General features: G+C 65.6%; 7 protein-coding genes. 5 read left to right on the top strand and 2 right to left on the bottom strand.

Features of this window, described 5'->3' with window-relative positions; translation table 11 throughout:
• Positions 1-18 precede the first annotated feature (18 nt).
• From ABZ027_RS23765 to ABZ027_RS23745, 5 genes are all read left to right on the top strand, one after another.
• A complete protein-coding gene (locus ABZ027_RS23765) occupies positions 19-798 on the top strand; it encodes an inositol monophosphatase (protein WP_356771495.1) in 780 nt (259 codons plus the stop codon).
• 52 nt (positions 799-850) lie between these two features.
• Complete coding sequence (locus tag ABZ027_RS23760; RefSeq protein WP_356771493.1) at positions 851-1,684, top strand: GNAT family N-acetyltransferase; 834 nt, start codon at positions 851-853, stop codon at positions 1,682-1,684.
• Positions 1,685-2,059: 375 nt separating this feature from the next.
• Positions 2,060-3,256 (top strand): helix-turn-helix transcriptional regulator, encoded by a 1,197-nt coding sequence (locus ABZ027_RS23755; RefSeq protein ID WP_356771491.1) that lies wholly within the window; start codon positions 2,060-2,062, stop codon positions 3,254-3,256.
• 110 nt (positions 3,257-3,366) lie between these two features.
• The gene (locus tag ABZ027_RS23750; RefSeq protein ID WP_356771489.1) at positions 3,367-3,699 is read left to right on the top strand and encodes a hypothetical protein; all 333 of its coding nucleotides are present in this window, start codon (positions 3,367-3,369) and stop codon (positions 3,697-3,699) included.
• A complete protein-coding gene (locus ABZ027_RS23745) occupies positions 3,696-4,064 on the top strand; it encodes a hypothetical protein (RefSeq protein ID WP_356771487.1) in 369 nt (122 codons plus the stop codon). The genes ABZ027_RS23750 and ABZ027_RS23745 overlap by 4 nt, the downstream gene beginning before the upstream one ends.
• A 1,113-nt stretch (positions 4,065-5,177) precedes the next feature.
• On the opposite strand, the gene ABZ027_RS23740 is transcribed toward ABZ027_RS23745, so the two are convergent.
• Positions 5,178-12,041 (bottom strand): toxin C-terminal domain-containing protein, encoded by a 6,864-nt coding sequence (locus ABZ027_RS23740; protein WP_356771485.1) that lies wholly within the window; start codon positions 12,039-12,041, stop codon positions 5,178-5,180.
• Positions 12,042-12,251: 210 nt separating this feature from the next.
• Positions 12,252-15,911 (bottom strand): LamG domain-containing protein, encoded by a 3,660-nt coding sequence (locus ABZ027_RS23735; RefSeq protein ID WP_356771483.1) that lies wholly within the window; start codon positions 15,909-15,911, stop codon positions 12,252-12,254.
• Between the last annotated feature and the right edge of the window lie 439 nt (positions 15,912-16,350).

Raw genomic sequence — 16,350 nt, 5'->3', positions numbered from 1 at the left:
CAACTCCAGGAGCATCCCATGAGCCAGGAACTGCTTGCCGCCACCGTCGCCGCCGTCCGCCACGCCGGCGCCCGGATGATGACGCGCTATGCCACCGAGTCCCGTCCGTCCGGGCTCCCCGAACTGCTCGCGTACCTCCAGGCCAACGACGCGGCCGTGGTCGACACGCTGCGCCCGGCGTTGACCGAGGCCCTGCCGAGCGCGGGCTGGCTCAACGACGAACACGGATCGGGACCGCTGGCCACGGGCGAGTGGTGGCTCATCGACCCGGTCGGCGGCAACGTCAACGCCGTGCACGGCATGCCCGACTGGAACATCGGCGTCAGCCTCGTCCGGGACGGCCGCCCGGTGCTGGCCGTGGTCTACTTCCCGGTCCTCGACGAGATGTTCACCGCGACCGAGGGCGACGGGGCGTTCCTCAACGGTGTACGGCTGCGGGTTTCGGCCAAGACGCGGTTGGACGGCGCACTGGCCGGGACCGGCCAGGCCCAGCCGGGTCACGACCCCGAGCTCGCGCAGCGGATGGGCTCCGCCTTCGCCGCGATGACGAACTCCGCCCTCTATGTACGGGTCTCCGTACCGGTGACCCACCAGCTCGCCCAGGTCGCCGCGGGCCGGATGGACCTGCACTGGCAGTTCGACAACGTCCGGTCCCACGCGGCGGGCGTGCTGCTGGTCCAGGAGGCCGGAGGCGTCGTGACCGACCTCGAGGGCAAACCGTGGGAACTGACCGGCGGGAGCTACCTCGCCGCCGCGCCGGGCGTGCACGCCGCCGCGCTGGACGTCCTCACCGCCTGAGACAAGGCCGGATCCAGCTACCTCATCACCGCCCGAACGGGAGGATCGTGAAATGACGACCACTGTGCCGCCCGGCCTCGCCGAGCTGACCGAGATCATGGCTTACGCCGACTTCGCGACCAGCGCGTCGATGTCCGTGCGGGAAACCCTGGGCCTCGGCTCGTTGCACGTCGGCTCGACGCGGGCGTTGGCCATCCGCGAGGACCCGAGCCAATTCTTCAACCGGGCTGGTGGGTTCGGCGCCGATGGTCCGATCACAGTCGACGACCTGGCCCGGGTGTGCGCCTTCTATCGGGAGCACGGGGTGTCGCAGGGCTCTCTCATGATCGCACCGCCGTTGCTGCCGCCGGACTGGGACGCCACCGCCACGAAACTGGGCCTCGTCGAGGGCAGCCGATTCACCAAGCTGGGCTGCGACATCGAAACCCTGCCCACCGTCGCCGACCGTGCCGCGTTGGATCCGGGTTGGCGCGTCGGGGTCGTCGAAGCCCACCAGGCCCGGGAGTGGGCCACGGTCATGATGACCACCTTCGGGTTCACCGCCCCCGCCATGATCGAAATGGCCGCGTCCTGTGTGGGTGCGCCGAACTGGCGGCAGTTCGCGGTCTGGGCGGGTGAGCGGATCGTCGCGGTCGGCAGCCTCTTCCTGAACGGGCAGTGCGCCGACATGTTCGGCGGGGCGACGCTCCCGGAAGCGCGCGGCCGTGGCGCCCAGTCGGCGCTGCTCACCGCTCGCGTCCGGGCGGCCGCGGCCGAGGGCTGTCGATGGCTCGTCGCCGAGACCGGCGTGGAAGGTCCCGGTGAGCACAACCCGTCGCTGCACAACATGCTGCGCGTCGGCTTCGAGCCAATGTATGAACGGACCACCTGGCTGTGGCAGGCGTAGCCCGTTGATGCCCCGAACTGATCGCACAGCCGGTGAACTCCGGTCGAGGGGACCGGGGTTCACCCTGACCAATGAGACGTCACCCGGTCACCGATAAGATCGCGGAGAACCACCGACCGCTCACCTACCAGCGATGTAGCCGCTGCTCACCGAGCGCGAACTCCGGCGTTTCCGCAGGTGCCGGCGCTCATCAGGTCGCGGATCCTACCCAGGGGGAGCGTTGATCGACGCGTACGAGGATCCGGGCACGCCCGACTGTCCAACGCGTCGGACCGGCGCGGCGTTGTCCTGCCGGTAGCCAAGTGATCACTGTCCGGGGTCCGGAGCCGTGTCTCAGGGGTAGCGTCTGAGTGTTGCCGCAGAACGGAGTTCGCCGTGTCCCAGAGTATCGAGGAGCACACCGGCGCCCGGATCGCCCGTATCCGGAAGCAGCGTGGCCTGACGCAGCAAGGGCTGGCCATGCGGGCTCACGTGTCGAAGTCGCTGTTGTCGAAGGCCGAGTGCGGACAGAAGCCCGCGTCTCCGGCTCTTGTCGCTGCCTGTGCCCGCGCGCTGGGTGTCTCCACGTCCGAACTGTTGGGGCAGCCGTATGCCGAGGAACTGCGCCGGGACCGGATGGACGCGCTGATCCAGCCGATCCGTGAGGGACTGGAGAACTGGGACATAGCTCTGGACTGGGAGACGGCTCCGCGCCCGGCCGCGTTGATCTGGACGGATGTCCAGCGGGCTCTGGAGCAGCGTCGTCAGGCGCAGTACACGGACATGGCGCGCGACCTGCCCGCGCTGATCGACGAATCGGTGCAGACGGTGCACACAAGTACCGGGGAGGAGCAGCGGCTGGCGTACGAGTGTCTGGCGGAGACCTTTCGGTGTGTGTTCACTGTGGCCTGGAAACTCGGCTTCCTCGATCTGGCGACCATCGCGCTGGACCGGCTGGCGTGGACCGCGCCGCGCGCCGACGAGCCGGGGCTCGCTGCCATGCATGCCTTCCTGCGTGCGCAGACCACGATGTCGTCGGGTCGCTACGACGTGGGGCTGCGCGTGGTCGACAAAGGTCTGCGGGACCTCGATGGCCAGGAGTCGCGCCGCCCGGCTGGCATTGAGGCGATGCGGGGCATGCTGCACTTGCGCGCCGCGACCATCGCGGGCCGGATGAAGGACAGAGATCACGCCGACGCCCGTCTGTCCGTGGCTCGTGCCCTTGCCCAGACGACAGGGGAGTTGCCCGACTTCGGTGTCACCTGGGGGCCGGTGAACGTGGGTGTGCATGCAGTGGCCATCGCCTCGGAGGCCAACGACTTCGGGCGCGCGATCGAACTCGCCGAGAACGTACGCATCCCGCGTGGCTGGACCCGCTCCCGGGCCGGGCACCACTGGATGGACCTCGGCCGAGCCCACACTTGGACCGGCCACCTGGAACAGGCCCTGGACTGCCTGCACCAGGCCCGGCGTATCGCCCCGCAGCAGACCCGCTACCACCCCACCGTGCGGGAGACCGTGCTGACCCTGAAGCGGCAGGAGCGGGTGCGTAACAACTCGCTGGCGCAGTATGCGGAATGGATGGGGATATAGCGGATTCCCGTCAGGAGGAGTTGCACCCTTCGGTGCAACTGTCGCGCATCGTCGTTCGACAAGCTGACGTCTCGTCAGGACCCCCGCGACCGGGCGAACGGTCCGGGGGCATGGCCAACGCTGACAGGAGCGTCGACGTGCCGCACTGTATCGTCCACATCTTCGAACCGCTGCTGCGGTTGCTGTGGCCCGCATTTGGCCGCCGCCGGAGACCTGATCACCCATCCGTCGGCCTTGCTGTAAAAGAGTCGATCGTACGTCCGGCTCGCGTACCGGCCGCCCGGGCACTGCGTGGTGAGGAGATTGGACTGGTCCCGTATCTGGTCGCGCACGCGCAGTGGGAGGAGCAGAAGCGGCAGGCTCGGCGTCACACCCTCCGGCTGGCAGTGCGCGGTGTTTACATCGGCCCCCGGCTGATTCACGGAGTGGAGGCCATGGCATGACGAGCGGGACCGGACAGTTGCGCCTGCTGCCGTGGGCTGGGCCCGGGGGCAAGCCGTGCTACCTCTCAGGCGACGGGGCCGGATACCTGTCCCGGCTCGCTGACAACATGGAGGCAGCGCAGCTCGGCCTGGCCGGGGAACTCCTCCGGAAGGCCAAGCATCTCCTGGGCAAGCGGCAGTGGACGCAGGGCGAACTGCATCTGCTGGCAGTCCAGTTGACTGAAGCCCTTGGCAATGTGCACCGCATCGCGGTGAGCCACAGCGCAAGCCTGCCCGCACCCTCCGGCAACGATCTCGACACCGTGAACGACCTGGAGGACGAGGAAGACGAACAGGACAGTTCGTCCCCGTCCGTCGGCCGCTGACTGCACCTAGCGGCTCCCTCGTCCCGGCCGGGACGGACCGCTGGAGATGCCCGCAGAGCCACGACTCTCCGGGGATCTCCAGCGCATGCCGTCAGTTATCCCTGGAGCACTCGGCGCCTGGACGACCTCGCCTGCTCCAGTTCCAGGCGCTCGTGCTTGTCGGCCATTAACGAGATGCCACCCTCCAAGGCGGGATCACCGATCACTTCGATCGCGAAACGGTTATTCCTTGAGATAGCCCCCGCCTCGCTCCTCACCCATCGCCAGGGCTCTCCCATGCCGCTCTGACTACGCCGTCTGAATCCGGCACTACGGCGCACCACCCAGCCAAGACCACATCCGCCAGCATGAACGACAATCCCCTGTCCGTTACTTCAGCGAGACTTTCGGCCCCCCCTGGGTGGGCGCGGTAATTGAGCTGGCCAGGCGTGAGCGGGGCTTCGAACGCAGTGAAATCTTCGTCCAATAGTCCCGCATCGAGCCGCAGGTCCGGGTTTGCGACAACGCAGAGGAGCGAGCGAGGTCGTACCTCCTGTGCCACCTCCGCTACATTTCCCGCAGTCACCCGGAACCATCGGCAGCCGTACGCACCGTGCGCCCAGCGCTCACACAACAGAACTAGCCCATCGGCTGCCGCTCGAACCGAGCCCCAAAACTCGTCATCCACGACGTCATCGACAAGTCTTGGCTCCTCCTCAGGATCCGGTTCTGAGGCGCGCCACTCAAGAGACAGGTTGTCGCCAGCGAGCCCGGTAAGCGAATTGGCTACCACTGGATCCATTGACAGATGGATCGCCCCATCCCATCCCGACTCGACGCGAAGCCGCCCCGGTGTGACCAGTCGGCAGTACGGTCCCAACCCAGCTGCCATCCGCTCAGCGAGATCTATCGCCTCCGCCGGGTTGGCCTGCATCCCGTTGCGGAGCCTCCAGTATGGGTCAGGGAGCGGTTGGCTGACCAGCAACTCACTGACCTCAAGACGGTCAGCTCCGCATTCCTCGATCACCGCGTTGAGCAACCTCCGCAAATCCACCGCGTAGGCACTCCAGGCCGGCGCCTCTGCCAGGGAGGCTCGTACGTGTTGGTCGCTCGGGCTGACGACGAGCTCGGCTGTCATTTGGCTAGCCACTTGAGACCCAACACCTCTCCTGTCGGTGATACATCCAGCCCATACGTTCCGTCCCGAGCCGAATCCTTCGTCGACTGGAAAGGATTACGGAAGCTGGCACCCTTGAATATTGCCTGCTTGTTATGCCCGGTCCGATCGTAGGTGATATACCGAGGTTGACCACCTCCAGCCTTCTTGTTCTCCCAAATTGGGGCCCCGCCTGCAGATTTCATTTTGGTCTTCGTGTACCCCAAGAAATTCGCAACATCGTCAGACTGTGCACGCGTGAGCGAGTTGCAGTTGCTGTTGTGAACGAGTACCGGCGTCTGACCAGCGAGTACATAGTACGTGTGCAGGTCGTCCACAGTCAGGTTGTAGGTACGTGCGTGCCGGGTGAACGAGGAGTTGGCAGTCACGATGACGACAGCACCGGTGTCCGTGCGCAGAGTCATGCCTGCACGGAGCTCGCCCGCGGCGACCCATTTCCCTTCCGACGGCGACCAGAAGGGATGCTCGTGAGTCGCGGTGATTTTCTCGATGCCGTTACGAGTGGCGATGGATATTCGGTTGAAGTACTTGTCGCCGTCAGTTCGGATTAAACGTGTGACTTTACGTGCCACCGTCTTTCCGGTGCGAGGGTCTGTAGCAAGAACCTCGTCGCCGACCTTCACCTCTTCGATGTTCTTGGTGGCCTTGTCGGCCATCAGCACGTCAGTGCCCGCCAAGAAGCACTTGCACCCATACTTTCCTCCACCCATCCCGAGCGCGATCAACCCGAGGGCTTCGCTCATCAGGTCGGAGGTCAGTTTCTCGTAGTTGGCGTTGCTGGCGCATCGCTTGGCGTGGTCGAGGCAGTAGGTGGCGGCGAGGTATTTAGCTCCTTCCACATCATGTGTCTCGAGGAGGTAGGTGCGAGCCTTCATGCACCCATCCCTGCCATAGCAAGCCATGGCGAGCCTATCGCCCTCACCCACCCCGGTATTCCAGAAGTCTCCGAGCCCTCCGGAGAGCGCTGAGGTCTGCGCGGTGTAATAGCGGAGCAGCGTGTCCTCATCGTCAGTCGTGGGTCCGGTTTCGATGAGGCGAGTCACAACCTGTTGTTTGACGGTTGTACCGCCGACTCCACCACTCCCACCACTCCCACCACTCCCACCACTCCCACCACCGCCATAATTGCAGGTGTAATAGCAGCCGCCCCTTCCTGTTCCGCCGGCGGGTATACCAACGTTATTGCGGGGTTTGCCCGTGGCTTTGGGGTGGGGTTCGCTGTGACCGGTTCCGTCGTCGATATAAAGACCGGTGGGGTCGCTGAGGGTGATGGGGCTGTTGGCAGAGTAGCTGTAACCGTTGAGGGTTTGAGGCTGTTCAGGGGCCAGGACCGGGTCGACGCTGATGAACTGGCCGATCGACGGGTCGTACTCGCGGGCCCCGATGTGGGTAAGGCCAGTGGTGGTGTCGCGTGTCTTGCCCAGGAATCCCTTGTCATCGGGCCAGGCCGTGCCAGCAGGTTTGCCCCGTTCAGCACCGAACGGGGTGGAAAAGCGCTTGCTGACGCTCTGTGTGCTGTCAGCGCTGATGGCCAGGGAGTGGGTTCCGTGGCGGTCGCCGGCGAGGTACGTCAGCTTGTTGGTGCCGGTTTCGTTGGAGCGCACGGCAATGCTCTGGTCGGCTGCGGTGTAGTAACGCTGGGCCCAGGTGGTGCCGTTGGCGCGGAGGTGGAGTTCGGTGGCTCCGGCGTACAGGATCCGCTCGCCGCTTTGGGTGCCGCGGATGAGGAGGTTGCCATCGGCGCCGTATAGGTAGTCGGTCGCCTTGCCGCTTTCGGTGAGCGTGCTGAGCTTGCCTTCGTCGGACCATTTGAGGTCCTGGGGACCGGTCGTGCCCGGACGTTTGATGGTGTTGCCGGCCGCGTCGGGGATGTAGGACTTCTCAGGGATGCTGCAATCGTTCTTGGTGGTGGTGCCGGTCAGGAAGTGGGTCTGGTCGGTCTTGGTGTAGCAATACGTCGTCTTGGTGTCGCCTGTGGTCTTGTGGACGGTTTCCGTGGTGCGCTGGCCGGCCTTGTTGTAGTCGTAGCTGTTCCAGTACGGGGCCGGTCCGGACAGGCTGTTCACGCTGCGTTGGTCGGTGCACTTTTGGGTGCTGGGGGTCCAGGCCTCGGTCAATCGGCGATGGCCGTCGTAGGCGAAGCACTGGGTTTCGGCCGCGGAGGTGCCGCCGAGGTTGGTGGGGTCGGCGATGGAGGTGACGTTTCCAGCCTGGTCGTATGTGTAGTTGAGGTCCTGCGGCATGTAGCCGTGGGTCTGGTCGGTGACGTAACTGCGAGTGAGGCGACCGGTGCCCTCTTCGAAGGCGTTGTTGATGTAAGTCTTCTTTTGATCGTCACTGCTCGCCGTGCCCAGGATGAGTTGTCGGGGCTCGCCCAGAGGCGAGTAGTCCGCAGCAAGGAGGTAGCCGGTGGAGCCGCCGACGGAAGTGATGCCGCCGACGCTGTTGTAGCCGTACTCGACGACTTCGGAGGGCAGACCGCCCAGGGCCGGTTCCTTGGTGTATTTGATGGTGCCGTCGAGGTTGTAGGCGGTTTCGAATTCCAGCGTGGACGGTGCGCCTGCCTTGCCGAAGGGATCCGCGGCGGGCAGGGCCAGCTTCGTGGTTGTCGGGCGGGACAGGACGTCGTAGTCGGTGACTGTGTTGGTGTAGGCCTGTCCGCTCTTGCCTCCGATGTAGCGGGTGGAGGTGTCGGGCAGCCCTTTCCGCAGGGCGTCGTAAGTGCTGGCGGTCAGTTGGGTGGCGTCCGACTTGGAGCCCGCCCAGGTGCCGGTGATCCGACCGAGCGCGTCGTAGCCGGTCAAGAGGGTCTTTTTGCGCGAGTCGGCGGACTTGATCACCCGGTCGAGGACGTCGTAGCCCATGGTGCTGGAGCCTGCGTCGGGGTCCGTGGTCTCGATCTTGCGGCCGAACAGGTCGTAGTCAGAGGACCACTTGGCGTCGTCCGGGCCGGTGATCTGCTTCTGCAGCCCGTCGGGGGTGTATGCGAACTTCGTCGACGTGAAGGGCATGCCGGGCGTGGCACCGTACTGGGTGTCGTCCGGGGACTTGCCTGAGTACTCGCGGCTCTCCACGATGCGGCCGCGGATGTCGGTGATGGTCCGGGTCGCGCTGCCGCCGTCTGTGGCGGTGATGGCGGTGGAGTCCCCGGTGTAACTCGTGGTGGTGGACCACTTCTTGACCCCGTACACCAACAACGTGCTGGTGGTTGCACGGCCCGCGCCGTCGAATTCGCTGACGGTCTGGGTCGGTGCCTCGCCGTATTCGGCACGGGTGTACTTGCCGTTGGGCGTGCTGTCCTTGTCGAAGATGTCCGCGTGCGTCTCGTAGACCAGGCCCCGGGAGTCGTAGCGGGTATCTGTCAGCAGACGGCCTCCGTTGGGAGTCTCACTCTGGGTCTGTAACGGCCGCAGCAACGCGTCGAAGATGGAGTAGCCGGTGTTGTAGGTCTCGCCGTCCTTCTTCAGGGTCGATGTGGAGACCGAGGACTGCTTCGTGTTGCTGATGTTGTAGCTGAACTTCTTGCTGGGGCTCTGGCTTGCGCTGGAGCGGTTGGGGAGCCACACCTGGGTGAGTCGGCCAAGCGCGTCGTAGGTGAGCTCGGTCTTGTTCAGGTTCGCGTCGTAGGTGCGAAGTGGCTGTCCGCGGCGCGTGTCGATGAAGCTGGTGGTCTTGTGGCCCAGCGGGTTGGTCTCGACCGTCTTGGTAAGTGGCCCCGCGTCGGCGGGGGTGTAGGCGGTAGTGGTCGCCTTCTGGTCGGCGTTGGTTACCGTAGTGGGGCGGCCAAGGGTGTCGTAGGCGGTGGTGACGGTCGCCTGCCAGTTCGGGGCGCCGCCTGAATACGCCTTGGCGCGGCCGGCCCAGGTGGGCAGGCCCTTGGACGGCTTCATCGACGCCGACCACGTGGCGTTGTCGTAGGCGGTCGCCGTGTCCGACAGGACGTCACCGCGACGGGAGTCGTCCGTGGGCAGATCCAGCGCGCTGTCGGCGACCGAGCAGTCCTTGGCAACGGTGCGGGTGCGGGCGACCAGGCCGACGATGCCGACGTCGGTGTTGCGGGCGTACCAGGTGCGGGTGCAGGTTTCGTCGCCGCCTGTGCCCTTCTGCCCGTAGTCGTCGACCTCCCTGACCATCCCCAGGTCGTCATAGCGCGTGGTGGCGACGTGAGTACGCCAGGTCTTGGGCGCGGTCAGGTACGTGCTCTGGTACGACGTGTTGGGCCTGACCCATCGGGCGGTGTGTCCGGCTGCGTCTGGAACCGACTGGGTGGCGGTGTTCTTGTAGGTGTAGTCGGTGTAGCTGGTGGAGATGGGTTGGGTGCCGTTGTAGGTGACCTGTTGAAGCAAGCTGCCGTTATAGGGGTCGCTGTCGGTCAGGGTGACGAAGTCGACGTCGGTGTCCAGCAACGGATCGACCCTGACGGTTTTGGTGGTGCCGTCCTTGTTCTTGTCACCATGCATGCCCTGCAGGTAGCGGGAGACCGTCGTCAAACGCACGGTGTCGGTGGCCCCCGTGCGGGCGGTGACGTCTCGGTATCCGCGCCACTGGGACCAGGTCCGCTCGTCCTTGGGCGTGAATGGGTCGTCGTCGTAGCGCCAGGCGGCACCCTTGTAGTCGTAGGCGTACTCGACCAGCTCGTTTTGGCCTGTGGGGTCGGCAACGTTTACGGCGAGGACGCGGTACTTGTTGAACCAGTCGACCGACGCCTCGGTTGCGCCGTTGATGTTCCAGAACTGCGGATAGCACGAGCGTGTGTTGGTGTCCTGCGCGGCGCCCAGGACCTCGCCGCGCTTGCACTCGGGCTGGGACAGGGTGACCGTGGTGATTGCCCCTGTCTCGGAGGTGATCGTCTCGATGCGGTGCCGTTTGAGCGGCAGGATGTTGTCTGTGCCGTCGACGCGGTTGGGCCGCAACTGGTAAGTGAAGGTGATCGGGTTGACGTCTATGGCGGTGCCGGCTTTTCCGGTCTGTTTGATCGCCTTCAGGACCAGTACGTGGTCGGTGGTGTCGCCGATGTCACCGGCGTCGAGGTAGTCCTCGGTCAGGGCCCAGGAGTCCACCGGCGCGTACTGCTTGTCGGCGGCGTTCCAGGAGAAGGTGTCGATGTTGGTGAGGCGTTTACGGGAGAAGAAAACCGGGCCTGCCGCGTTGCAGTCCGTGTCACCGTCGGTGCACATCGCGTCGAACGGGACGTCCGGCCAGTGCTCGGCCGTGTCCTTGGTGAGTTCCTTGCAGTCACCGACCGTGCAGCGCTCGGCGTGCGAGAAGGTCACCTTCGCGTCGGCGTCGTCGGTGAACAGCGCGTCCTCGCGCAACCCGTACTTGATCTCTTTGAGGTAACCGCCACGGGTGTAGGAGGCGTTGGCGGTCTCGGACTTGTTCTTCTTATAGTTGTTGGATTCCTTGGCGTACCAGTAATCGGCGGCGTTGCCGCGGGTGTCTTCGACGTAGTCGAGGTTCCACCGCCAGGCTTGGGTCAAGGCCCGGTCGGCGAAGGCGCTGCCCTTGTCGTAGCCCGGTTCGCCTGAGTCGTCGCCGAAGACGGGGACGGTCCAGGTGGAGTTGGTGCGCTGGTCGTCCGCGCCGTCGAGCTTGTTGAGGCCGAAGACGTACTTGGTGCCGTCCCCGGTGGTGACGGTCCAGTACTCGCCGTTGTCGTCGCCGTTGTCGGCGCCCGTCGAGCGGGTCACGGTCGAGGCGTCGTCGTCCTCAAGGTGCCACTTGCCCTGGGCGTCCTTGATCAGGCGGGTGGCCTTGCCGTTGAGGACGAGACGGGCGTTGTCGTACTTCCAGCAACGGTCGTAGACCTTGTCGTGGTCGTCGCCGTCCTTGTCGCAGCTGACGTAACTGCGCTCGATGTAGGACTCGGTCAGCGTGAAGCCCTCGCCGACGGCGCTGCCTTGGTTGTTGGTGTTGGCAGTCTCGCCATCGATACGCCCCGAGTCGTAGGACAGACCGAGGGTGGGTGCGGGTCCGGCCGCTGCTGGCGGGAGGCCGAAGTCGTAGTTCCAGGTGAACGCGCCGGAGCTGCCGCCGGCCTGCCACGAGGCGGACGTGGACAGGGCAGTGGCCGAGTAGTCACCGGTCCCCTTGGGAGACTGACCGGACCCGGCCGATGCGGCCGTAACTGCCAGCACCGTCACACCGGCTACACCGGCCTTGGACGCCGACTGATTGGCAGGACCGCCCGACTGTGCTTCGGGCAGCTGCACCTGTGCGGAGACCGATTGCTTCGCCAGGTCATTGTCGGACTTGAGGAGAGTCTGCTTTCGACACGCTGCCTTCTGCGGTGTCGTCAGCGCGCAGGCCGGCAGCTGCACGAGCCGTAGGCGTTGTGCCCAGCCGCCACCGATCGCGGAGGCGAAGTCCGCATAGTCGACACTGATGTCCGCTCTCCCGGCGGAGTCCGCTGCCGCGGTGAGCAGCACACCGGTGACGCCCGCCTTGTGTGCAGCCTTCTGGTCGAGCACGGTGACCTGCGCGTCCCCCGCTGCGGGCGCGGTGCGGGCGCGGTGCTCGGGCTGCACCGCCACCGGAGTTCCGCCCAGGTCAGCGGTGGCCGACTGGTCTTTACGGAGGTGGATGGTGGCCGTGTCCGGTTTGGGCCAGGTGGTCTTCTCCTCAGCTGCGGCGCGCCTGGCTTGCGCCGCGTCGGCCTCCTTGCCCTTGGCGACCTTCTGGCGAGCCTTCTTCGCGCCCAACCCGTTCATCTCATGGACCTTGCTGGCCCGCGGTTCCGGCATGTCCGGGCGCCCCAGTCCACCGCCCTCGGCTGCTGCGGCCTGCAGAGGTCCGGCCGGAGCCAGCAGCGCCAGCGCCACGGCGGGTACGACCAGGCGTCTGCCCCATATCCGCCTATACCGCACACCTCGCCTTGAGGTGCCTATGCCAAACGCCATGCGCTTTCCATCCCCAACCGGTTCACAAAAGGAGTCAATGAATCAAAGAGTCAATGAGGTCGGTGCCGCAGCGGCGGCGTGCTCGCCTCGCGGGGCGGGCGGCGTTGCTCGCCGCCCGCCCGTCTGCCGGGGTCAGTCGCCGACCGCGGTCTCGATCTGCTCAGAGCTGGCCATGGCCCCTGCCCACACCCGTACCTCGGAGATCGCCGCGGGCAGGAAGTGCTTCCAGGCACCGGCGGAGTAGGCCTTGCCGACTGCGAACTCGTCGTCGCCCATCTTCGCGCTGTATGCCTTGAGGTCACCGTTTTGGGCGTAGCCGACGTAGAGGCTGATCGTGCCGTCCACGGCATCGTGCACACCGGTCAGCCGAACCGGGCTGTCCACGCTGGCGACCTCCTCGGAAGTGACCGAGGAGAAGGTGCCGTCGGATTCCAGGCGGCCAAAGTGCCACAAGCCCTCCGGCACGGTGACCTCGGCTCCCTCGTCGGTCAGCTCCGTGCGCTTCCCGGTCAGTTTGAACCACAGCCCCCAGGCCGAGCCGTCAGCGGTGCGCTGGCCGGCGACCTGGCCGATGTAGCCGACATCTTTGGTAAGCAGCTTCTGCGGATCGAGTTGCACGAGCGTGCTGGCAGTGAACGATCCAGTGCCGTCGACCAGAGGCCCAGCGGCTGTGGCGGCGTCGTCGACACCGTCCAGCACGATCGTCTCATCGGCCATCGAGGCACCGCCCACCAGTGCCAGGCTCTTGCCGTAACCGGAGGTGGTGTCCTTGATGCTCGTGCCGTTGACGCCGCGGGTCGGGTTCCAGTCCGCGATCAGCTCCGTGCCGGCATACTCGTCGGAGGTCAGCAGCCGCGCCTCGTCCTGCACTTCGGTCGGCTCGAGTGCGCGCTGCCAGGCTGTCACCTCGTCGATGGCGCCCTTGAAGGAGTCCACATAGGTGTCGCCGTACATCACCCGGCCGATTTCCAGGTTGCCTTCGGCTTTCCACGGTGTTCCGGCATCTACCTGTGCGGTCTGTCTGCCGTTGATGTAGAGGGTGACCTTCTTGGCAGCCGTGTCGTGCACTGCGGCCACATGTGTCCACACGCCCTTGGGGTGGCTTTCCGAATCGACCGCCTCACGGACGAAGTCGCCCGTGGTCGAGAAGACGCGGACGCTCCACTTGCCGCCGTAGGAGATGACGAACGGACTGTACTTCTTCGTCCACGGGCTCGCAGTCGACGGCGTCTGGCTCAGTACCGACACAGTGCCGGTGGAGCTCGGATCGACCCGCACCCAAGCGGCCACCGTGTACGAGTTGGTGGTGTCCAGGACTGGCCCGTTCGTGGCGGCGTAGCCGCCGTCTCCCTTCAGCGCCAAGCCCGTGTCCTCCACCGGGGTCGCCAGTGGCCGGCCTTGTGCGTCGTGAGTGATCAGGCCGCGTCGTCCGCGGCTGTCGCGGGTCGCGCCGGCAGCCAGCGTGGCGTCGTCCCTGCCGTCGTCGACGGCCGCGTCGATGGCAGTGCCGCCCGTCTCGTCGAAGTGGTAGCGGGCGACCGGCGGGTTTCCCCCTGCTACCTGGAAGGCGACCGAGTTCTGCGCACCCCACCGCCCGACGGAGTCCTTCGCCCGTGCGTAAACCTGGTACGTGCCCGCGCGTTCCGGACTGATGGAGGCACGCCAGTGAACCCTGCTGTCAGTGACCGGCAAAGTAAAGCAGATGAACTGGGATATTCCTCCGTCGCACGTCCTTAAAATGTCATGCCACGCGACCTGCGAGGAGAGCTTGTACTGATAAGAGTTGTTGGTGGTGTCGCCGTCTGCCGGGGCGAAGGTGAACCTGCCTGCCTGCCCCGGTCCGCCCTTGGCAAGGCAGTTGTTTGGCAAACATTCCGAGTACGGTTCGCCGATGGAGATCTTGGGTGCCTTGGGCGCGGTCGGGTCGACCTTGAAGTAGCACCAGCCCGTTGTCGACGCGTTGGACGGCCCGGCCAGGTAGCTCTTGCCGTCGTTGTAGTACGACCTGACCGACGCCCCGTACCGGTACAAGGTGCCCTCGGTCAACGCCGACCAAGACATCGTCAGCTTGGAGTTGTCTTTCACATACCCGGTCGAAGGTCGTAGATCAGCGGCTGTCGTCGGGGTGTCCGCCCACGTTCCGTCGCTCTTCTTATGGTCGATGTCAAAGTACACCCGCAGCTGCGCATTCTCTCCGCCCGGCTTGGTCTGTGCTGTTGCGACCAGTGCCGGTGTCGGATCGGACACGATCGCCGGATCCTTCTCGTGCGTCTCGCACACCGTGCCGGAGCCGGTCACCAGCCCGACCCCGGTGGCCTTGTCTGGCAGGCCCACAAAGTCGACTTCGAGGACGGCGTCATTGCGGAACCGCTTCCACGCCGAGGTGTCGTCCTCATCGTGCGCACGGACTTCCAGAGTGAGGCGGGAGAACTTGCCGGCCGCGAAGTTCTTGACGGTCGGAGTGAGGTTCTCGTCGGCCTCCTTCGGGTTGTCGTTGAACTCGATCGCCGCGTTCGGCAGCCCAGGGCTGCACAAGTCACCCCGGCCCGCGGACACAGATTGATCCCCCATCCAGTCCAGCTCCTTGGGCCGCGAGGACCAAGTCGTGGAGGTGGAGATGTTGTTGGTACGCACCAGATCCACCCAGCGCGGGTCGCACTGGAACGCCCACGGCTCGGTCACCCGGAACGTGGCGTCCAGGACCCGCTTGCCCTTCAGACTGGCCGGGGAGAACTCGTAGTACAGCTTCTGCACGTACCCCGGGCCGCAGCCGTAGGTGACGCCGCCCGTGGTCCAGGTGCCGCACTTACCAGCGCCCTTGCCCATGTCATCCTCACCATTGCCCCAGGCGTAGGACTCGTACCCATCGCTGCGCAACAGGGTCCGCTCGGACTCCCCCCACGTGACCGACGGGTCAATGAACAGCGGGAACGCCCCTGCATCCTTCTCCGCCAACAGGTCGGCGTTCGGGACGACCTGCAGCGAGTCCTTGCCTACCTCGACATCCATCTTGGCGACCCGATCACCCTGCCCAGGCTCCAGGCCACTGCCCGACGGGGCACTCTCGGCAGGATCCGACTGCGTCTCCTCGCTCGCCGCCGATCGTGCGGCAATCGTCTTCGTCTGCGGTGCGGTCGGGTCGCCTGCCGAGTTCCACATGCGTGCCGGCGGCGACTTGAACACCGCCTTGCCGTCCGCGTCGACGGCCGCCAGATTCCCTGCGCCGCCCTCCTCGACCTTCAGGCCGCTCGTCTCGAGGCCGAAGGTGAGCTTCTTCAGCTCCGCGCCCGCCGCAGCATCGGGCGTCTTCACCACGAGGACCTGCTGGAAGCTTTCCACGGTCGCGGTGACCTTCAAGTCCACATCCGGCAGCACATTCGCGTAGGTGGCGCTGGCACCGTCGATCTTCGGCACGGGCAGCTTGCCCGGCCAGCTCAGCCCAACAGACTTGCCCTGATATGAAATTCGGGCCAGCGGATCCTTCTCGCCTCCGCCGGAGAACACCATCTGGGGCGCCGACGCCTTCGGCACGACCCTGCCATCGGCACGCTGTTCCAGCGCGGGATCCGGCGTCTGCCAGCCGCCGCCGGGTTTGGCCACCCGCACCGGGACGGACGACTCCTGCAACGTGAACGTGGAACCGTCAGGGTTGGCAAAGACCGTGGTGCGCTCCGTCCGCTCCCCCGCCACCTCAACCCGCTTGCCCGACTCCTCGGCTTCGGCCAGAGCCTTCTCCCCCTCCGAGACCGCCTCAGGGTCCTCCGCGTTGCCGACCGAGCCCGCCGCATACACAGCAGGAGCCTGCACCAGTGATGTCGACAGCAGGGCCGCGCAGGCAACCCCCGCCAACGCCCTGCCTGCCCCCCATAGGCGACGGCTTCTTCGACGTGTCAGGGCATGCCGACGACGCCCCCGCCAGAACTCCACAATCCCCACCCCAGAGTTACAAAAGCTTTACGAGCAGCGGGAGTTAACGCCTTCACCAGGCACGGATCAAGGGCTTTCTGTCGGGCGCATGGGCTCCATGGCTCGATTTGCGTGATCCCGTGGCAACAGACGGCGACATGAATTTTTACTGATTCTGCACGTCACATGCGGGTTGCTGCGCTGGTTCATGGGGCTGCAGAGGCCGACCACCTACAGCCCAAGAATTTTGAGCCATTCATAAAACAGGCCGACCGGCTTGTTGGGCAGGACAGGGCTGATGGCGGTGCTCGGGTCTGGGGTAATT

The sequence above is a fragment of the Streptomyces sp. NPDC006332 genome (assembly GCF_040612855.1).
GTDB lineage: Bacteria > Actinomycetota > Actinomycetes > Streptomycetales > Streptomycetaceae > Streptomyces.
This window is presented reverse-complemented; position numbering and strand designations above follow the sequence as displayed.